The following is a 19,578-nucleotide window of genomic DNA, read 5'->3' on the forward strand; positions in this document are numbered from 1 at the left end:
ATGGGACGTTTGCTAGCGTCGAGGACTGTGACGGTGCTCCCGTTGGCCGCCTTGTACCGAGCCCGGGGTCGGGACCGTCACGGCACAAGGAGAAATCCCCTGTCAGTACAGTTCAATCACACCATTGTCGGTTGCCGCGATAGTCGAGTAACCGCGGAATTCTGGTCAGACATCCTCGGCGCGGAACTCGGACCCGAATGGGGCCCATTCATTCCGCTCCCGCTGGATAACTCGGTAACCTTCGATTTCGCGAACGTGCCACCGCACGTCACCGAAATCGCGCCGCAGCATTACGCCTTCCTGATCTCCGAACCCGAATTCGACGTGGCCTACGCCAAGATCCAGCGCTACAAGCTGGATCACTGGGCCGACCCACGTCAGCAGGGCGTCAACGAGATCAATCACAACGACGGCGGCCGCGGCGTCTACTTCCTGGATCCCAACGGGCACTTCATGGAATTGATCACCGTCCCGTACGGCGGTTGGCCGAGCTGATAGACCAGGGGCGGCGTCCAGCCGGACGCCGCCCTTCTCGTCGCCCACTCGACCGAACTCGGTGGGCAATTACGCAGAACCGCTACATAAACCGACTGATCGCTTTCAGTAGACTATTTCGGCCGTTGCTTGCGGATGAGTAACCTTTGACGTACTCCGGAAGACCTTGCGATGGTTCGCGTTTGCGGACGGATAACCCGTCAGTCGGCGAGCAGCTCCGGCGGCCACGGATTCGGTTTGACGTTGCCCGGCTTGCGGGTCGGGATATCGTCCCAGTCGAAATGGGTACCGACCCAAGCCCTCGGGCGATCGAAGGTGACCTCACCTGCGGTGAAGCGCGCGTCGACAAAGGAGATGTCGCCGAAGAAGTCGCCCTCGCTGAAATCGACGGAGCGGCCGGCGAAGGTGGTGCCCGCGAAGGTGGTCGTGCCGTGGAATTCGGCTCGGCTGAAGTCGGTTTCGCGGGTGCCGCGGTTACGCATGCGCGCGGGCGCGCCGATGCGGGTCTCGTCGAAGTCGACGATGCCCGCTTCGAACTGGGCGCCCGCGAAAGTGATTCGCGGGCTCGAGATATCGGCACCGGTGAAGGCGAGGTGCTGACCGTCCAGGACGGCGCGCTCGAACGAGGTGAGTTCGGCGTGGAACTTGGTGTCCTGGAACGAGGTTCGCGCGCCGGTGGTGCGCACTCCGTTGAAGGTCGTCCGCGACCCGACGAAGCCGGCCTTCTCGAACGACACCGAACCGTCGAACGTCGCGCCGTCGAAAGTCGTCCCGTAACTGGCGCGTTCGGCCTTTTCCGGTCGGGTCGAGCCGAACTGTGCGTGCTCGAACAGCACGGGACCGTCTTCGAAGATCGCGTCGCGGAAGGTGACGTGCGGACCGGCGAAGATCGCGTGCTCGAAGGTGGTGCGGCCGATGAATACCGCGCGGGCGAACGAGATGTTGCGCCCGGTGAACACCGAGTGCCGGAAGTCCGCGCGTTCGAGGACGGCGTTGTTGAAGGTGAATTCGCAGTCCGACCAGGACGTATCGGCCGAGCGCTGCAGATGATCGGCGATCACCTGCACGATGGTGCGGCGCACCTCCCGATCGTTCTGCCGGAACTGATAGACCCGTTCGACCTTCAGGCCGGACTCATCCACCGTTTCCGCCTGCGAGACAAGGTGATTCGCGCCGGCGACCGGGTCGTAGGGCAGCCGCAGGTAAGCACAGAGCACGTCGACACACTGCTGGCGGCGGCTCGGCGAACGGAACTCGTCGGCGATCCCGGTCATCGCGTAGACCCCGGCGATCCGCACCGCCACATCGGAATCGCCCAGTTGCCGCGAGGCCGCCCCGAACAGTTCGGCGAAACGCCCGCGTTCGAGGTCGCGCTGCCGCCGGTAGGCCACCACCAGGGCGACCGCGCCGCCGACGCCCGCGGCCACCGCCAAGGCGATCTTGGTGAGGTCCAGCTGATTCGGCGTCTCGGCCTTCGCCCCGAGCGCCAGCCACAGCAGCCACCAGGTGAGCGCCGCGATACCGAGGCCGCAGACAACCGCCACCAGCACCGCAAGCAGCAACGCCGCGCGGTGCAGTCGGTCGCCCAACCTCCCCCATCGCATTAGCGCATGGTAGCCGCATTGCCGCCCGTCGACTACCGGACAAGATCGGCTATCGCTGCGCCCCAAACGCTTTCAAATGTCCTCTATCCATGCGGGCCAGCGGCGCTACCGTCGAGCGCGACGCGTAGGCGTCGAGTGGCCCAATACGGACAGCGGGCGGCCGCGTCGTTGGGTTACGCGGACGTCCCGCTCGAGTAGTCTGCGGAGATGTCTGCTTCCGATTCGCTCGACCCGGTCGCCGAGGTCGAGGCCGTGCACGCGCTGCTCGCCACCTGGCTGGGGACCGATGCGGAACCGGACATCCTGGAACGTTTCGCCGCGACCCAGCACGACACGATGTCCATGGTGACCACGTCCGGCACACGGTTGAGTCGTTCCGAGTTGCTGTCGGGACTGCGTCGCGCGCGCAATTCCCGGCCCGGCCTCGATATCGAGATCTCCGAGGTGGAGGTGCTGCTCGCCGAGGGCAGTGTGACCGTTGTTCGTTTCATGGAGCGACACCACTTCTCCGGAAAGCACGCCGACCGCTGGACGACCGCGGTGCTGACCACCGAGTCCATCCCGCCCCGCTACAGCTGGCGGGTACTGCACGAGACCGACGCCCCCGGCGACTGATCCGGCCGTACCGCTCGCGTCCGGTAGAAAGGGTGCAGCGAACGTGCGGCACCCAGCGGTCCGCGCACCGGACTGTCCCAGCGCACCGCGACTCGGAGGCTCTCCATGAGATGTGTGGTGTTCGGCGCGACCGGCTATATCGGCGGACGATTGGTCCCGGAACTCGTGGCCGCCGGCGCTCGCAGGCGCAGGCTCCGCGAGCGCAGCCCCGCGCACGAATTGTTCGTCCGCGCAGAGAATTGCTGGCAGTTTCGTGCGCGGCAGGCTGGCCTGTGCGCGACAGGTCGTCTCGTGCTCAGCGCACGGTGCGGGGCGGTGGGCGTGCCAGGTCGTGAGCCGTGCTCATTCGTTCTTTCCAAGCCGGAGAACGGGATTCGTGAGTACCGTCCGAATATGGCTAATGATGTGTTGGTACTCGGGGCGGGTGTTATCGGGTTGACCACTGCGGTGTGCCTGGCGGAGGAAGGTCATCAGGTCCGGGTGTGGGCGGAGCGGTTGCCGGAGCGGACGACCTCGGCGGTGGCCAGCGGGTTGTGGGGGCCCGGCACTACGCCGAGGGATTCGGCGTGGAGCCGGGTGACGTTCGACGAATTCTCGCGGCTGGCCGACGATCCCGCGTCCGGGTTGCATTTCGAACGCGGACTTCAGGTTTCGAGCTCCTGGTCCGAACCGCCTTCTTGGGTGCATGATTTCGCCGACGTGGACATGTGTGCCCCGGACGAACTGCCCGATGGCATGCTGTTCGGCTTCTGGTGCACGGCACCGCTCATCGATCTGCCGCGCTACCTGCGATACCTGACCGGACGGCTGGCGGCGCAGAGCGTCGAGATCGAGCAGCGGACGGTGCGCGATCTCGCCGAGGCCGCGGCCGCCGCACCTGTCGTGGTGAACTGCACCGGGGTGGCGGCGGGCAAACTCGCCGCCGATGATGCCGTGCAACCGGTTCGCGGACAGCATGTGATCGTGCGCAATCCCGGCCTCGTCGACTTCTATGTCGAGATCGGTGGCGAGTGCGAATGGGCGGGCTTCTTCCCGCACGGCGATCGCCTGATCCTCGGCGGCGTGCGGCAGCGCGGGCAGTGGAGTCTGGCCCCGGATCCCGAAGTGGCCGACCAGATTCTGCGCCGCTGCATCGCGGTCGAGCCGAAACTCGCCGACGCGGAGGTGGTCGGCCACGAGGTCGGTCTCCGTCCCGGCCGCACGCAGGCCCGGGTCGACGAGGAACGGATCGGCGCGTCCAGGGTCGTGCACAACTACGGTCACGACGGGCTGGGCGTCAGCCTCTCGTGGGGCAGTGCGCGCGAGGTCGCGGGGATGCTCGCCGACTGAGCGGTCGTGGAACTCCGGCTGATTCGTTGACTCTGACACCGTGTCAGGCCATAGACGTAGACGGTCACCACTTCGACCGGAGGGCCACGTCCATGAACAGCACCGAACTCGATATCAGCTGGTACACGACGCAGAGCACGTTCACCGGGCCAGGCCCGTTCGCGGAGTGGGTCGCCGCGCTCGCCCCTGACCCGGCAGCACTGCGCGAGGTCGCCTCCGGGCTGGTGTTCCACTTCTGGGGCAACGGCGACATCACCGAGCACGGTTTCGCCCCACAGCGACGCGAGGAGATCGACCTCCGCTACGCCGAGGACATCTTCGCCAGGCTCCATGACCTGAATCCGGCACCGCTCGATACGGAACGCGCGCCGACCGAGCGGGTGATCGGGTGCTGCCGGGACTTCACGCTGTTATTCGTCGCCATGGCCCGCGAGCACGGCATTCCGGCCCGGAGCCGCACCGGTTTCGCCACGTACTTGATGCCGGGCTGGGCGGTGGACCACACGATCGCCGAGGTATGGGATGCCGGGCAGCGCCGTTGGCGACTCATGGACCCGCAGTTCGCGCTCGGTTATCAAGATCCCACCGATGGCGCACCCCTGGACCTGCTCGACCTGCCGAGGGACCGCTTCCTCGTCGCCGCCGACGCCTGGAACCGTTGCCGCAACGGCGAATCCGACCCAGCCCGCTTCGTCGTCTCCCCCGACCAGCCCGCACCATTCCTGCGCGGCAGGCCCTACCTACGGCACAACCTCGTGCTCGATCTCGCCGCACTGAACAAGTACGAGATGATCCTCTGGGACATCTGGGGACCGCTGGACCTCTCCACCGAAGTCGATGCAGAAACGATCACCGAAATGGACGCTCTGAGCGACCTACTCCGCGACCCGGCAACCAAAATCGACCGTGTCCGTGCGATTTTCGATGATGGAGCGCTGCGGGTGCCCGCAGTGATTCACACCGCGACCCCACCCGCCGGAGTACCGCGCCCGATCACCCTGCGCTGAGCTTCACAGCCGGAATCTGCTGCGCCTGAGCCATTTCCAGATCGAGTAACCGCTCGGCACGAGGCACCACGACGGTGCGGTTGATGAACAGCCACAGCCCGACCAACACGATCAGCGGCAGACCTGACACCAACGAGGACTCCCCTGCCTCGTCGGCCGGGTAGCCGTAGATCACCACGACCCGCAATACCGCGTCGGCCAGCAACACCAAACCCAATGTCGCGGTGACGAACCGGTAGATCGTCCGAAACCGCGCCGACTTCAGCCAGGTTCGGTCGAATCCCTCGGCCCGCAGCGGATCCCCCTTCGCGGCAATGGGTTTGAGCGCGTCACGCATAAACGGATGATCCGTCCAGGTACTGGCGAGCACGACGATCCCACCGACCGCGATATACAACGAGCTGCGTGCCAGCACGAACCGCGCGTCGCCGCTGATCGAGGTCAATACGACACCGGCCACGACTTCGGCCAGCACCAGAACCGCGAACCGGTCGATCGGGTGTGTTCCACTGCCTCGCAACCGGGTTCGCAGGAGATCACCAACGATGATCAGCCCGGCGACGACCGCACTCGCCACCATGCTCGTCATGTCCCCCAGCCCGCCGAGGTAGCACCCGACGAGCACCGCAGTAGGCATCGCGGTCACGACAATGGCGAATCGCCAACGGAATTGGCCGGTCTGCAGTCCACCACCGATGGCCTTGGCAGCCAGCAACGTCCCGCCGATAGACAACCGGATCGCGGCAGGCAACCCGGTCGGCGCGAGCAACGCGAACACCACCGTCGGCAGGAACAGGTCGATGGCCGCGTTCGCGACCGTCAGCATCAGCCACCCGGCCTTCTTCCGCTTCTCGATCGTGCCGTGCATGAAGCTCACCCCGTTCCCCCGAGATCTCTCAGGAGATAATCTTCTTAGTCTCTAAGATAACGAGAGACTAAGGTATATTGGTGACATGACGCAAGAGGTGCCAGCGGACCCGACCCTCCTCGGCCGCGAATTCGCATCGGCCATGGTGAACTTTCATGCCGCGACCGGCAAGCTGCTCGGTCTCAGCGCGGTCGAGCGCAAGTGCATGGACACGCTGCGCATCCTCGGCCCGGTGCCCGCGGGAACCATCGCCGAGCACACTGGCCTGACCACCGGCGCGGTGACCGGCCTGGTGGACCGACTGGAGAAGGCCGGTTACGCGAAGCGCACCCGTGATCCGCAGGACAGGCGCAAGGTCCTCGTCGAGCTCGTGCCCAACGAGCGGGTCGACGCACTACTCGCCGCGGTCTTCGTCCCGTTCGGCGCGGAGATGACGGAACTGGTGTCCAGGTACTCCCCGGCGGAACTGCAGGCGATCAGCGATTGGATCGACCGAACGACCGACATCCTGGTGGCCAACACGCGTCGAATCTCCGACCCCGACTTCGAGCACTGAGTCGCTTGCGGCAGAACGGAACTCGCAGTAGCGAGGCTGCCGCTTCGGAAGTTCGGTGCCGCCGGGAAGATTCGGCAGGCACATCGCAGAACTGCTGATCCGGACGAATAGTCCGGTGCTGAATAAGAGCGGATGACGGGATTTGAACCCGCGACCCTCACCTTGGCAAGGTGATGCGCTACCACTGCGCTACATCCGCGTGCGCATCCCGGGTGACTCCGCGATGCGTTGAAAACTTTAGCCGATCGGCGGCGGAAAATGCCAATCCGTGCTCAGGCGCCCTGCTCGGCGGCCGCGCGGGTGCTGCGCAATCCGAGTCCGGCGGCACTCAGGCAGGCCAGCGCGACGACCACGACGAACCAGGGGAACACGGTGCTCAGGCCCCAGGTGGTGGCGGCCCAACCGGCCAGGATGGTCGGCAGCGCCATCGCTGTGTAGGCGAGCAGGTAGTACGCCGACATGGTTTCGCCCCGCTTGTGTTGCGGCACAACCTCGGACAGGTGGCGCAGCGAACCGCCGAAGCCGAGCCCGAAGGTGGCACCGAGCAGCACACCGGCCAGCAACACCACGACCCAGTTACCGGTGTGCAACGCGGGCACGGTGAGCAACAGCGCCACCGCCATGCCGGTGTCGCCACCGATGGCCGCGCGGCGGGCCGGAATCTTGGTCGCGAACAGCTGCGAGGTAGCGCCGGCCAGCGCGGTCGACGCGACCACCGCGCCGCCGAAAACCAAGTTGTGGATGCCGGTTTCGGCCGAGGCCAGCGACGGGTACAGCGACAGCAGCACGCCGAGCACCGACCAGGCCGCCATCACGCCGAGCGCGGAGAACCAGAAGTCGCCCCGAATCTCTGACGGCACAGAGGGTTTCGCGATCCGGATGCGGCCGGGGATACGACCGGTGTGTGGTTCCTCCAGCGCGATGACGCCGATACCGATCAGCAGGCACACGACGGTGATGACGACGTACGGCGTGCGCAGCGGATGCGGCGCGTACTGCGCGAGCAGCGCCGAGCCCAGAATCGCCACGGCCATACCGATATTGAACGCGACACCGGTGAGCTGACCGGACCGCGCGCCATGCTTGGGCCGCAGATCCAACAGCGCAGCAGCACCGGCGACCACCGTCGCGCCGACCGCGAAACCGTGCAACGCGCGCGCTATCAGCAACATCACCACGTTATCTGCCAGCAGGAAAACCGCCAGCCCTGCGATCATCGTCACAAACGCACCGAGCAGCACCGGCTTACGCCCGACCACATCGGAGATCTTGCCGGACACCAGCACCGCGCCGAGCGCCGCGAACGCGTACACCGCGAACACGAAGGTCGTCGTCAGCGGCGAAAAATGCCACTCCTTCTGATACATGCCATACAGCGGGGCAGGTACCCCGGAGACACCAAGCGCGACCCCACCCGCAGCCAAGATGAGCCCGTAGGCCCAGCGTTGTGATGTCCGCTCGTCAGCGGCGGGCACCGCTATCGTCGCTGCCATCGAAACTCCGATCAGGTAAGTTTGATAATGATCGAACCTCGTACGACAGTACAGTTAGTATGACGATCATCAAACCCCCGAGTGAGGTAGATCATGACCGAAGCTAAGGAGGCGGCGGCCGAAGCCCCGCCGGTGGCCCCGCTGTCCACCGTGCTCGGCGCGATCCAGGACCCCATCCGCCTGGAGATGGTGCGCCGCCTGAGCAACGCGGGCACCGCGGTCCGCTGCAACGAGCTCTACGAGGTGATCAACAAGTCGACCGCGACACATCACTTCAAGATCCTGCGCGAGGCAGGCGTCATCGAGCGAGTGATCGTGGACGGCCAGATCTGGCAGCGCCTGCGCGCCGCGGACGTCGAAACCGCGCTGCCCGGCCTACTCACCTCTGTAGTCGACAACGCCAACCGCGCCAGCGACGCCTGAGCGCTCAGCGCACACGCTGGCTGAGCACTCAGCGCACACGATGCCTGAGCCCCGCAGCGCACACGCTGAAAGGCGAGGCCGCACCCGTATCGCTTACGCCCCCACCAATTTCAGCGCCGAGAACTGACCCGTCAGCCCTCGACGAGCCTGCGCACCGCGGCGGGCAGTTCGCGAGTTCGCTGGTAGGGCCCCGCAATCGACGCCGCGAACGGCCGCGACAGCAGCGTATTCGCGATGGCGCAGACCTCATCGGTAGTGACCGCGTCGATCCGCGCCAACGTCTCCGAGACGCTGCGGTGATTGCCGTAGCTGAGTTCACTGCGCCCGATGCGGTTCATCCGCGACGCGGAATCCTCCAGGCCGAGCACGAGCCCACCCCGCAGCGACCCCTTGGCGCGAGCACATTCGGCATCCGTAATGCCGTTCGCCGCAACCTCTTCGAGCACGCCACGAGCCAAGGTGGCCACCTTGCCGAGGTTTTCCGGCTGGCAGCCGATGTACACGGAGAACGCGCCGGTATCGGCGAAGGTGTCCACGCTGGAGTACACCGAGTACGCCAGCCCGCGTTCCTCCCGAATCCGTTGGAACAGCCGGGAACTCAGCCCACCACCGACCACGGTGTTGAGCACCGAGAGCGGCCAGCGCCGCTCCCCCTCGTGCCGCCCGAAGGCCCGCACGCCGAACGCGAGATGCGCCTGCTCACTGTCGCGGTGGCTCCAGTGCAGCTCCGGATCGCTGGCCGGCCGAAACCGGCCCTCCCGCCGCTTGGCGGGTGTGGCCGCGGGATCGAGCCGATTCTCGAACGCACGGTGCACCAGCTCCACCGTGTGATCGTGCTCGACATTGCCCGCGACCGCGACAACCATCCGGTCCGGCCGGTACCGCCGCGAATGGAAGCCGCGCAACTGCGCCGCGTGCATCGACTCGATGGATTCGATGGAACCGATCACCGGCCGCCCGATCGGATGGTCACCGAACAGCGCGGACAGGAACGCGTCGCCGACCAGGTCCTCGGGATCGTCGTCGCGCATGGCGATCTCCTCGAGCACCACCTGACGTTCCAGGTCGACGTCCTCGGCCCGGCACAGCCCGTTGAGCACCACGTCGGAGACCATGTCCACGGCCAGCGGCAGGTCCTCGTCGAGCACGTGCGCGTAGTAGCAGGTCTGCTCCTTCGCGGTGAACGCGTTGAGCTCGCCGCCGACGGCGTCCATCGCCTGCGCGATGTCCAGTGCCGTTCGCGTCGGGGTCGCCTTGAACAGCAGGTGTTCGAGGAAGTGCGCCGCACCGGCGACGGTGGGGCCCTCGTCGCGCGAACCGACGCCCACCCAGACGCCGATCGAGGCCGAGCGCACGCCGGGGACATGCTCGGTCACCACACGCAGCCCGCCGGGTAGCACGGTGCGTTGTACGCCGGGATCGATCATGTTGGCTCGCAGCTCCAGTGACGAACCCCCCTGCTCGCGTCGGAGCAGAGGGGCTGTCGTCTTCTTCGTCGTCACAAAGACAAGTACTACTCGGTCGCTGCCGCGCCCGCATCAACGGTCTCGGCTTCGGCCGGCTCTTCGGCGTTCTCCTCGACCGGGACCAGCGAAATCTTGCCGCGGTTGTCGATATCGGCGATCTCGACGCGCAACTTGTCGCCGACGTTCACCACATCTTCGACCTTGGCGACGCGCTTGCCGTTGCCGAGCTTGGAGATGTGCACCAGGCCGTCGCGGCCGGGCAGCAGCGAGACGAACGCGCCGAAGGCGGTGGTCTTGACGACCGTGCCCAGGAAGCGCTCGCCGACCTTCGGCAGCTGCGGGTTCGCGATGGCGTTGATCATGTCGATCGCCGCCTGCGCCGCAGGACCGTTGGTCGCACCGACGTAAACCGTGCCGTCATCTTCGATGGAGATGTTGGCGCCGGTCTCCTCGGTGATCTGGTTGATCACCTTGCCCTTGGGCCCGATCACCTCGCCGATCTTGTCGACCGGGATCTTGATCGCGGTGACGCGTGGCGCGTACTGGCTCATCTCGTCCGGGGTGTCGATGGCCTCGGCCATGACCTCCAGGATGGCGGTGCGTGCGTCGTACGCCTGGCTCAGCGCACCGGCAAGCACCTGCGAGGGGATGCCGTCCAGCTTGGTATCGAGCTGCAGCGCGGTGACGAACTCGCGGGTGCCCGCGACCTTGAAGTCCATGTCGCCGAAGGCATCCTCGGCGCCGAGGATGTCGGTGAGTGCGACGTAGCGCACCTCGTCCTCACCCTTGTCGTTCTTGATCGTGTCGGACACCAGGCCCATCGCGATACCGGCGACCGGCGCCCGCAGCGGCACACCGGCGTTCAGCAGCGACAGGGTCGAGGCGCAGACCGAGCCCATCGAGGTGGAACCGTTGGAGGACAACGCCTCCGACACCTGACGGATGGCGTACGGGAACTCTTCCTGGCTCGGCAGCACCGGCATCAGGGCCCGCTCGGCGAGCGCGCCGTGGCCGATCTCGCGACGCTTCGGCGAGCCGACGCGGCCGGTCTCACCGGTCGAGTACGGCGGGAAGTTGTAGTGGTGCATGTAGCGCTTGCTGGTCTCCGGGCCGAGCGAGTCGACCTGCTGGGCCATCTTCACCATGTCGAGGGTGGTGACGCCCAGGATCTGCGTCTCGCCACGCTCGAACAGCGCCGAACCGTGGGCGCGCGGGACAACGGCAACCTCGGCGGACAGCGCGCGGATGTCCGCGAGACCGCGGCCGTCGATGCGGAAGCCGTCGGTCAGGATGCGCTGGCGGACAAGCTTCTTGGTGACCGAGCGGAACGCGGCACCCAGTTCCTTCTCCCGGCCGACGAAGTCGTCGCCGAGGCGGGACAGCACGTCCAGCTTGATCTCGTCGATCTTCGCTTCGCGCTCCTGCTTGTCGGCAATGCCGAGCGCCTCGCCCAGCTCACGCTTGGCGGTGCCCTCGACGGCCTCGTAGACATCGGACTGGTACGGCGGGAACAGCGGGAACTCGCCGACCGGCTTGGCGGCCAGCTCGGCCAGATCCTGCTGTGCCTTGCACAGACGGGCGATGAACGGCTTGGCGGCCTCCAGGCCCTCGGCCACGACGGCCTCGGTCGGCGCCTGCGCGCCGCCCTCGATCAGCGAGATGACCTTCAGGGTGGCCTCGGCCTCGACCATCATGATCGCGACATCACCGGACTCGACCACGCGGCCCGCGACAACCATGTCGAACACGGCGCCCTCGAGCTGCTCCACGGTCGGGAACGCGACCCACTGGCCCTCGATGAGCGCGACCCGCACGCCGCCGATGGGGCCGGAGAACGGCAGACCGGAGATCTGGGTGGACGCGGAAGCCGCGTTGATCGCGACGACGTCGTACAGGTCGTTCGGGTCCAGGCTCATGATCGTGACGACGACCTGGATCTCGTTGCGCAGGCCGTCGACGAACGACGGGCGCAGCGGGCGGTCGATCAGGCGGCAGGTCAGGATCGCGTCGGTGGACGGACGGCCCTCACGACGGAAGAACGAGCCGGGGATGCGGCCCGCGGCGTACATGCGCTCTTCGACATCGACCGTCAGCGGGAAGAAGTCGAACTGGTCTTTCGGGTGCTTGCCCGCGGTGGTCGCGGACAGCAGCATGGTCTCGTCGTCCAGGTAGGCGACGACCGAACCGGCGGCCTGACGGGCCAGGCGGCCGGTCTCGAAGCGGATGGTGCGGGTGCCGTAGCTGCCGTTGTCGATCAGCGCGACGGATTCGAACACACCGGGCTCGACCTCGACGGCCGAGGACTTGCGTTCTGTTGTTTGGGTCATTCTCTGCTCTCAACCTCTCGTCTTCGCCGGATCGAGCGCCATCTGGCGCGATCCGGCTCTTCGTCAGCCGTACCTGGTACGGACGCGCGGCAACCATCCTGGCTGCGGCACGTGCACCCGGCCGAATCCCCTTGGATCACGGCGACGCGGAGGCGGTCATCGATCGAAGCCCGCCGGCGGTATCTGCCCTGCCGGGAGGCCACTACCGAAGACCGACGCCACGCAGGCGGGTGCTTACGGCTGTGCAATGTCGTCGTATTTCGGGCCCACGCAAAAGACTGCGGCCCGCATACACGAATAGCCAACGGGGAGATTGTACGTCTCCCCGTTGGCCGGGTCTCCGGCTACCTCGGGTAGCCGGCGTGTGGAGCTATCAGCGGCGCAGGCCGAGACGCTCGATCAGCGAACGGTAGCGCTGGATGTCGTTGGCGGCCAGGTACTTCGACAGCCGACGACGGCGACCGATCAGCGCGAGCAGGCCGTGCCGGGTGTGGTGATCATGCTTGTGCACCTTCAGGTGCTCGGTGAGGTCGGAGATCCGCTTGGACAGCATCGCGATCTGGGCTTCCGGTGAACCGGTGTCCTTCTCGTGCAAGCCGTATTCCTTGAGAATCGCCGACTTCTGCTCGGTGGTCAGGGCCATGAGGCATCCACTCTCTATTTCAGTACCGCGCTCGAAGTTCCGGTTACCCGGGTCGGGTGCCACCGCGGACCGCAGCAAACCCGAGGATCTACCTTACCGGATCGAATTCTGCCGACCGAATCGGCCGGGGCATGTCCGAATCCGCGCCAATGTATCGAGCGGACAAAAGGGATCAGCGCGGCAGGGTTATCGGTCGTCCGCGGCGGCGAGGATCTTGCGCGTGTTCTCCACGTCGCGGCCCATGTGTTCGATGAGTTCGTCGATCGAGTCGAACTTGCGCTGGCCACGCACATGGTCGACGAAATCGACCGCGACGTGCTGGCCGTACAGGTCGGCCTCACCGTCGAGCACATACGCCTCGACCGTGCGGGCCCGGCCGGAGAAGGTGGGGTTGGTGCCGACCGAGATGGCGGCCATCGCCCGCTGGCCCGGCGTGACGGTGCCGATGGTCGGGCCGGGGCCGAGCACGGTGAACCAGCCCGCGTACACGCCGTCGGCCGGGATCGCGGCGTGCATCGGCGGCGCGACGTTCGCGGTCGGGAAGCCGAGCTGACGGCCGCGGCCGTCGCCGTGCACCACCACGCCCTCGACCCGATGCGGGCGGCCGAGCGCCTCGGCCGCGGCGGCCATGTCGCCCGCGTCGACGCAGGCGCGGATGTAGGTGGAGGAGAAGGTGACCGCGTGTTCGCCGAGCAGTTTCACGCCGTCGACCTCGAAGCCCCAGCGTCCGCCGAGCTCACGCATGGTGTCGATGGTGCCCGCGGCCTTCTTGCCGAAGGTGAAGTTGTCGCCGACCACGACCTCGACCACGTGCAGCCGCTCGACGAGCAGATCGTGCACGTAGCGCGCGGGGGTCAGCTTCATGAAAGCCTGCGTGAAAGGCATCACGCAGAACACGTCGATGCCGAGTTCCTCGGCCAATTCCGCACGACGGGTCAGCGTGGTGAGCTGCGCCGGATGCGAGCCGGGTCGCACCACTTCCATCGGGTGCGGATCGAAGGTCATCAGCACTGCGGGGACGCCCCGCGCGGCGGCCGATTTCACCGCTCTGCTGATCAGCTGCGCGTGTCCGCGGTGCACGCCGTCGAACACGCCGATCGTGAGTACACATCGGCCCCAGTCCGCGGGAACGTCGTCCAGCCCTCGCCATCTCTGCACAGTCGGCAGCTTATATCGCGCAGCTGAACGGGGTTCGACCGAAGCCTGCGATGTCACGCAACGCTTCCGGTGTTGTGTACGGGTGGTGAATCCCTGGTTCCACTGTGCGGCGAGCTGTGTCATTCGGGAGGCATGTGCTTAAGCTCGAGTATGTGCCCGGTAAACGAGACATCGCCACCCGCCGTGAGCTAGCCGACGCTGCTGCGCCGAGACAAGCCACCGGCGGCACCGCGACGATCGCGCCCGTGCTCTCCTCAGTGGCCCAGGATTATCTCAAGGTGATCTGGACCGCACAGGAGTGGTCGCAGGAGAAGGTGTCGACCAAGCTGCTCGCCGAGCGGATCGGCGTGTCCGCGTCCACCGTCTCCGAGGCGGTGCGCAAGCTCGCCGATCAAGGGCTGGTGGAGCACGCCCGTTATGGCTCGATCACCCTCACCGAGGGTGGGCGCCTGGCCGCGATCGCGATGGTGCGCAGGCATCGGCTGATCGAGACGTTCCTGGTGAACGAGCTCGGCTACGGCTGGGACGAGGTGCACGACGAAGCCGAGGTGCTCGAGCACGCGGTCTCCGAGCTGCTGATGGCCCGGATCGACGCCAAACTCGGCTACCCCGACCGTGATCCGCACGGCGACCCGATCCCGTCGGTCGACGGTGCGGTGCCGACGCCGCCGGCTCGGCAGCTCAGCGACTTCCACGCGGGCGAGTCCGGTCGGGTGGCGCGCATCTCCGACTCGGATCCCGACATGCTGCGGTACTTCGACTCCGTCGGTATCGCGTTGGACACCGCGATCACCGTCGTGGAACGCCGAGACTTCGCGGGTACCATCGCGATTCGCATCGGTAGCGCTGAAACACCTACCGACCTGGGCAGTCCCGCCGCCGAAGCGATCTGGCTCACCGCCTGAGGGTGCGGCTCACCGGCTGATGGTGCGGCGCCTCACCTGACCATTCGGCTCACCGCGTAGTCGGGCGGCTCGTCGCTCGAGAGTGTGGCGCACCGCCATGCGGCTCGCGTCCGGCGCGAGCGTCAGCGCGGTTCGGCGCCTATCGCGCCCACCAATTCGGCTGCGCGACTGGCGATTGCCGCGGCAAGTTCCGTGGTTGTCGCGGTGCCGCCCAGGTCCGGTGTCAGTACGTGGCCCGCGCCGAGTACGTCGCAAACGGCACGGTCGACCGCCACGGCCGCGGTGTGTTCGCCGAGATGCTCGAGCAGCATCGCGCCCGCGAGAATCTGCGCGACCGGATCAGCGATGCCCTGCCCGGCGATATCGGGGGCGCTGCCGTGCACCGCCTCGAACATCGACGGCGCGGCGCCCTCGGGATTGATATTGCCCGACGGTGCCAGCCCGAGCCCGCCGGTCACCGCGGCGGCCAGGTCGGACAGGATGTCGCCGAACAGGTTCGAGCCGACGATCACATCCAGGCGGTCCGGGTGCAGCACGATCTCCGCGGCCAGCGCGTCGACGTGCATCTGCCGGGTCCGCACATCGGGGTATTCGACGGCGATCTGGTCGAACACGCTGTCCCAGTACGGCATCGAGTGGATGAGGCCGTTCGACTTGGTGGCCGAGCACAAGCGGCCACCGCGTTCGCGGGCCCGCTCGAAGGCGTACCGGATGATCCGTTCGCAGCCGACCCGGGTGAAAACCGACTCCTGCAGCACGAATTCGTCGTACCGGCCGGGATTGTGCTTGCCGCCGATCTCGGAGTATTCGCCCTCGGAGTTCTCCCGCACGATGAGGATGTCCAGGTCCGCGGCGGTCCGGTCGCGCAGTGCCGACTCGGTGCCGGGCAGCAGTCGGACCGGACGGAGGTTGACGTACTGACTGAAGGCGCGCCGCAACGGAATCAGCAGGCCCCACAGCGAAACATGGTCGGGCACACCGGGAAAGCCGACGGCGCCGAGCAGGATCGCGTCGAAACCGGCCAGCAGATCGGGACCGTCCGGGGGCATCATCTGGCCGGTGCGCAGGTAATTCGCGCAGGACCAATCGAATTCGGTCCACTCGATTCCGGGCAGCACGGTGTCGAGCACCGTGACGGCCGCCGCGGTGACATCGACGCCGATGCCGTCGCCGGGAATCGTCGCGATGCGGTAGCGGGGGTCGTTCACAGGCGCACTCCGATGTATTTGGTCTCCAGGAACTCGTCGATGCCGATCGCGCCGCCTTCGCGGCCGAGCCCGGATTCTTTGACGCCGCCGAAGGGGGCGGCGGGGTTGGACACGACGCCCTGGTTGAGACCGACCATGCCGGTTTCCAAGGCCTCGCAGACCCGCAGGCCGCGGCGGAGGTGCTCGGTGAAGACGTAGCCGACCAGTCCGTACGGGGTGTTGTTGGCGCGCGCGACGACCTCGTCCTCGGTATCGAAGACGGCGATCGACGCGACCGGGCCGAAGATTTCGGTGTGGCACATCGCCGCGTCGTCGGGCACGCCGGTCAGCACGGTCGCGGGATAGAAGTTGCCCGGCCCCTCGATCGCGGTGCCACCGGTCAGGACCCGCGCGCCGCGGCGGCATGCGTCGGCGACCAATTCGGTTACCTTGGTCACCGCGTCCGCGTCGATGAGCGGACCGACGACGATCCCCGGCTCGGTGCCCCGGCCCATCGGCAAGGCGGCCATCCGGGTGGCGAGGCGGGTCGAGAATTCGTCGATGATGCCGCGCTGCACGAAGATTCGGTTCGCGGCGGTGCAGGCCTGGCCGATGTTGCGCATCTTCGCCGCGAGGGCGCCCTCGATGGCCTCGTCCAGGTCCGCGTCGTCGAACACGATGAATGCGGCGTTGCCGCCGAGCTCCATCGAGGTGCGCATCACTGTCTGCGCGCACTGTTCGAGCAGGCGTTTACCGACTGCGGTCGAGCCGGTGAAAGACAGCTTGCGGGAACGGGTGTCGAGGATGAGCGGCGTCATCAGCGCGCTGGGGTCGGCGGTGGTGAGCACGTTGACGACTCCGCGCGGCACCCCGGCCCGATCGAGCAGGTCGGCGAGCGCGAGCATCGACAACGGTGTCTGCTCAGCGGGTTTCACCACACAGGTACATCCGGCGGCCAGGGCGGGCGCGATCTTGCGGGCGCCCATGGCCATCGGGAAGTTCCACGGCGTGATCAGCAGGCTCGGGCCCACCGGCTGCTTGGTCACCAGGAACCGGGCGCCACCGGTCGGCGCAGGCATATAGCCGCCGTCGAGGCGGACGGCCTCTTCGGCGAACCAACGGAAAAACTCTGCCGCATAGGCGATTTCGCCGCGTGCCTCAGCTAAGGGCTTGCCCATTTCGAGCGTCATGATCAGCGCGAGTCGGTCGGTGTCGTCGAGTAGCGCGTGGTGTGCGCGCATGAGGACGTCGGCGCGCGCCCTGGGCGGTGTCGCCGCCCAAGCCGGTTGGGCCGCGTGTGCCGCGGCCAGCGCGTCGAGTCCGTCCCGCGGGCTCGCGTCGGCGACCGCGCACAGCGGCTGGCCGGTGGCCGGATCCAGGACGGGCAGCTCGGCCTTCGTCTCGCACCACTGGCCGTCGATGTACAAACCCGTTGGCACAGTGTCGATTACGGCTCGCTCCGCGGCGGACAAGGTCTCGGTGAGCATCGGCGCTGGCCTCCTTTCGCTACCGGACGCGGGCCGCGGGCTATTGCTGCGGCCTCTGTCGCCATGTTATGCATATTGTCAACAATCCGACAATAGACAATCTGCGGATTTTGCGAGCGCACCACTTTCCGGGAGGCGGATCACCATGACCGAACTTTCGCCCGTTCTGCGGCAGGCCACCCCGGTGACCGTCGACCACGGATCCGGCTGCTACCTCTACGGCACCGACGGGCGCCGCTATCTCGACTTCACCGCGGGCATCGGCGTGACCAGCACAGGCCACTGCCATCCGCACGTGGTCGCGGCGGCGCAAGCCCAGGTGGCGAGCCTGATCCACGGGCAATACACCACCGTCATGCACCGGCCGATGCTGCAGCTCATCGAACGCCTAGGCACGGTGCTGCCGGACGGATTGGACACGCTGTTCTTCGCCAACTCCGGCAGCGAGGCGATCGAGGCGGCGCTGCGGCTGGCCCGCCAGGCGACCGGACGGCCGAATGTGGTGGTCTTCCACGGCGGTTTCCACGGCCGCACCGTCGCGGCGGCGACCATGACGACCTCGGGCACCCGGTTCTCGGCCGGGTTCAGCCCGCTGATGTCGGGTGTGCACGTTGCGCCATTCCCGACCGCTTACCGCTACGGCTGGACCGAAGAGGAGGCGACCGCGTTCGCGCTGCGCGAGCTCGACTACCTGTTCGCCACCATCACCTCGCCCGCGGAGACCGCCGCGTTCGTGGTCGAGCCGATGCTCGGCGAAGGCGGATACATTCCGGGCAACACCGCGTTCTTCCGTGGACTGCGGGAACGGGCCGATCGGCACGGCATCCTGCTCGTCATCGATGAGATCCAGACCGGCTTCGGGCGGACCGGAAAGTTCTTCGGGCATCAGCACTTCGGGGTGCGGCCGGACATCATCACCATCGCGAAGGGGCTCGCCAGCGGGTTCCCGCTGTCCGGTATCGCGGCCTCGCGCGAGCTGATGGCGAAGGCGTGGCCCGGCTCGCAGGGCGGGACCTACGGTGGCAATGCCGTGGCCTGTGCGGCGGCGGTGGCGACGCTCGAGGTCATCGAATCCGAGCACTTGGTGGATAACGCGGCGGCGCGCGGGGAGCAGCTGTTGAACGGGCTGCGGGCCAGTGCCACCAAGGCGATCGGTGACGTGCGCGGCCTCGGGTTGCTGGCCGGTGCCGAATTCACCACCGCGACAGGTGAACCCGACACCGAGACCGCGAGTGCCGCGCAACGGCGCGCGGTCGAGAAGGGCTTGCTGCTGCTCACCTGCGGCGCGCACATGAACGTGGTGCGGATGATCCCGCCGCTGATCGTGACCGATACTCAGATCGAGGACGCGCTCGCGATCTGGACCGAAGTGCTGGCCGAGCTCTAGCCCTGGCAGCGGCCGAGCTCTCGCCCGGCCGCTCGCGCTCTGCCCGACCGAACAGAAAGCCCCGACCGACGACCAGAAAGCAGAAACCGATGGCCCGCTACATCACCATCACCCTGACCAAGGCCGCCGTCACCTGCCGTGCCCGGCTGCTCGACGCGGAAGCACCGCACACCTGCGCCGCAGTATGGGACGCGCTGCCCCAGGAAGGCGACGCCTTCCACGCCAAGTACGCCCGCAACGAGGTGTACACCCTGGTCCCCCGCATCACCGCAGCTCCCCACCGCGAAAACCCGACCGTCACCCCCATCCCCGGCGACGTCTGCCTCTTCGACTTCGAGCCCTGGGAAATCGGCAACCCCGCCTACGGCTACGACCCCGGCTCAACCGCCCACCACGACCAAGGCGCCACCGACCTCGCAATCTTCTACGGCCGCAACAACTTACTCATCAACGGCGACATGGGCTGGGTCCCCGGCAACGTCTTCGCCACGATCGAGGAAGGGTTGTCCGACATCGCCACAGCCTGCAACGACCTGTGGTTGCACGGAGTATCCGGCGAAACCCTCTCCTTCGCCCGCGCCTGACCACCGCCTCGGCTGATCGCGCGGCGTGAGCCGCATTCGCTTCA

Annotated in this window: 18 protein-coding genes and 1 tRNA gene; 9 read left to right on the forward strand and 10 right to left on the reverse strand. The window is 66.9% G+C overall.

Annotation, left to right across the window (positions count from 1 at the left end):
• The first annotated feature begins 99 nt into the window (after positions 1 to 99).
• Positions 100 to 495, forward strand: a complete 396-nt coding sequence (locus ACIBK2_RS17950; RefSeq protein ID WP_396969211.1) for a VOC family protein — start codon at positions 100 to 102, stop codon at positions 493 to 495.
• A 200-nt stretch (positions 496 to 695) separates the two neighbouring features.
• On the opposite strand, the gene ACIBK2_RS17955 is transcribed toward ACIBK2_RS17950, so the two are convergent.
• Positions 696 to 2,099: a pentapeptide repeat-containing protein gene (locus ACIBK2_RS17955; RefSeq protein ID WP_396968586.1), complete on the reverse strand. Its 1,404-nt coding sequence runs from the start codon at positions 2,097 to 2,099 to the stop codon at positions 696 to 698.
• Positions 2,100 to 2,306: 207 nt separating this feature from the next.
• Here ACIBK2_RS17955 and ACIBK2_RS17960 point away from each other — a divergent pair, with 207 nt between their 5' ends.
• The 3 genes from ACIBK2_RS17960 (at position 2,307) to ACIBK2_RS17970 (ending at position 5,050) form a co-directional block, all read left to right on the forward strand.
• Positions 2,307 to 2,714 (forward strand): hypothetical protein, encoded by a 408-nt coding sequence (locus ACIBK2_RS17960; RefSeq protein ID WP_396968588.1) that lies wholly within the window; start codon positions 2,307 to 2,309, stop codon positions 2,712 to 2,714.
• Between the two features lie 393 nt (positions 2,715 to 3,107).
• Positions 3,108 to 4,043, forward strand: a complete 936-nt coding sequence (locus tag ACIBK2_RS17965) for an FAD-dependent oxidoreductase (RefSeq protein ID WP_396968590.1) — start codon at positions 3,108 to 3,110, stop codon at positions 4,041 to 4,043.
• Positions 4,044 to 4,135: 92 nt separating this feature from the next.
• Entirely contained in the window at positions 4,136 to 5,050 is a 915-nt protein-coding gene (locus tag ACIBK2_RS17970) for a transglutaminase-like domain-containing protein (RefSeq protein WP_396968592.1), read from the forward strand.
• Here ACIBK2_RS17970 and ACIBK2_RS17975 read toward each other — a convergent pair.
• Positions 5,037 to 5,918, reverse strand: coding sequence for a VC0807 family protein (locus ACIBK2_RS17975; protein WP_396968594.1), 882 nt, complete (start codon positions 5,916 to 5,918; stop codon positions 5,037 to 5,039). The genes ACIBK2_RS17970 and ACIBK2_RS17975 overlap by 14 nt on opposite strands.
• 85 nt (positions 5,919 to 6,003) lie before the next feature.
• Here ACIBK2_RS17975 and ACIBK2_RS17980 point away from each other — a divergent pair, with 85 nt between their 5' ends.
• Positions 6,004 to 6,474, forward strand: coding sequence for a MarR family winged helix-turn-helix transcriptional regulator (locus ACIBK2_RS17980; protein ID WP_396968596.1), 471 nt, complete (start codon positions 6,004 to 6,006; stop codon positions 6,472 to 6,474).
• 127 nt (positions 6,475 to 6,601) lie between these two features.
• On the opposite strand, the gene ACIBK2_RS17985 is transcribed toward ACIBK2_RS17980, so the two are convergent.
• A tRNA-Gly gene (locus ACIBK2_RS17985) sits at positions 6,602 to 6,673 on the reverse strand.
• A gap of 73 nt (positions 6,674 to 6,746) precedes the next feature.
• Positions 6,747 to 7,967: an MFS transporter gene (locus ACIBK2_RS17990; protein ID WP_396968598.1), complete on the reverse strand. Its 1,221-nt coding sequence runs from the start codon at positions 7,965 to 7,967 to the stop codon at positions 6,747 to 6,749.
• Between the two features lie 93 nt (positions 7,968 to 8,060).
• Between ACIBK2_RS17990 and ACIBK2_RS17995 the strand changes: the two genes are divergently transcribed.
• Positions 8,061 to 8,390: an ArsR/SmtB family transcription factor gene (locus tag ACIBK2_RS17995; protein ID WP_396968600.1), complete on the forward strand. Its 330-nt coding sequence runs from the start codon at positions 8,061 to 8,063 to the stop codon at positions 8,388 to 8,390.
• 131 nt (positions 8,391 to 8,521) lie between these two features.
• Here ACIBK2_RS17995 and ACIBK2_RS18000 read toward each other — a convergent pair whose 3' ends face one another.
• From ACIBK2_RS18000 to ACIBK2_RS18015, 4 genes are all read right to left on the reverse strand, one after another.
• Entirely contained in the window at positions 8,522 to 9,817 is a 1,296-nt protein-coding gene (locus tag ACIBK2_RS18000) for a M16 family metallopeptidase (RefSeq protein ID WP_396968602.1), read from the reverse strand.
• A gap of 86 nt (positions 9,818 to 9,903) precedes the next feature.
• A complete protein-coding gene (locus ACIBK2_RS18005; protein WP_396968605.1) occupies positions 9,904 to 12,183 on the reverse strand; it encodes a polyribonucleotide nucleotidyltransferase in 2,280 nt (759 codons plus the stop codon).
• 373 nt (positions 12,184 to 12,556) lie between these two features.
• On the reverse strand, positions 12,557 to 12,826 hold the full coding sequence (gene rpsO, locus ACIBK2_RS18010; protein WP_194834828.1) for a 30S ribosomal protein S15: 270 nt from the start codon (positions 12,824 to 12,826) through the stop codon (positions 12,557 to 12,559).
• A gap of 186 nt (positions 12,827 to 13,012) precedes the next feature.
• Positions 13,013 to 13,984 (reverse strand): bifunctional riboflavin kinase/FAD synthetase, encoded by a 972-nt coding sequence (locus tag ACIBK2_RS18015; RefSeq protein ID WP_396968608.1) that lies wholly within the window; start codon positions 13,982 to 13,984, stop codon positions 13,013 to 13,015.
• 236 nt (positions 13,985 to 14,220) lie between these two features.
• Between ACIBK2_RS18015 and ACIBK2_RS18020 the strand changes: the two genes are divergently transcribed.
• Positions 14,221 to 14,889, forward strand: coding sequence for a metal-dependent transcriptional regulator (locus tag ACIBK2_RS18020; protein ID WP_396969212.1), 669 nt, complete (start codon positions 14,221 to 14,223; stop codon positions 14,887 to 14,889).
• Positions 14,890 to 15,011: 122 nt separating this feature from the next.
• Here ACIBK2_RS18020 and ACIBK2_RS18025 read toward each other — a convergent pair whose 3' ends face one another.
• Entirely contained in the window at positions 15,012 to 16,097 is a 1,086-nt protein-coding gene (locus tag ACIBK2_RS18025; protein ID WP_396968610.1) for a tartrate dehydrogenase, read from the reverse strand.
• Positions 16,094 to 17,563: an NAD-dependent succinate-semialdehyde dehydrogenase gene (locus ACIBK2_RS18030; protein WP_396968612.1), complete on the reverse strand. Its 1,470-nt coding sequence runs from the start codon at positions 17,561 to 17,563 to the stop codon at positions 16,094 to 16,096. Before ACIBK2_RS18030 ends, ACIBK2_RS18025 begins: the two co-directional genes overlap by 4 nt.
• A gap of 145 nt (positions 17,564 to 17,708) precedes the next feature.
• On the opposite strand from ACIBK2_RS18030, the gene ACIBK2_RS18035 reads away from it, so the two are divergent.
• Positions 17,709 to 18,950, forward strand: coding sequence for an aspartate aminotransferase family protein (locus ACIBK2_RS18035; protein WP_396968614.1), 1,242 nt, complete (start codon positions 17,709 to 17,711; stop codon positions 18,948 to 18,950).
• Between the two features lie 89 nt (positions 18,951 to 19,039).
• The gene (locus tag ACIBK2_RS18040; RefSeq protein WP_396968616.1) at positions 19,040 to 19,534 is read left to right on the forward strand and encodes a DUF3830 family protein; all 495 of its coding nucleotides are present in this window, start codon (positions 19,040 to 19,042) and stop codon (positions 19,532 to 19,534) included.
• The last annotated feature ends 44 nt before the right edge of the window (positions 19,535 to 19,578 follow it).

It is taken from the genome of Nocardia sp. NPDC050175 (genome assembly GCF_044459885.1).
Taxonomy (GTDB): Bacteria; Actinomycetota; Actinomycetes; order Mycobacteriales; family Mycobacteriaceae; genus Nocardia.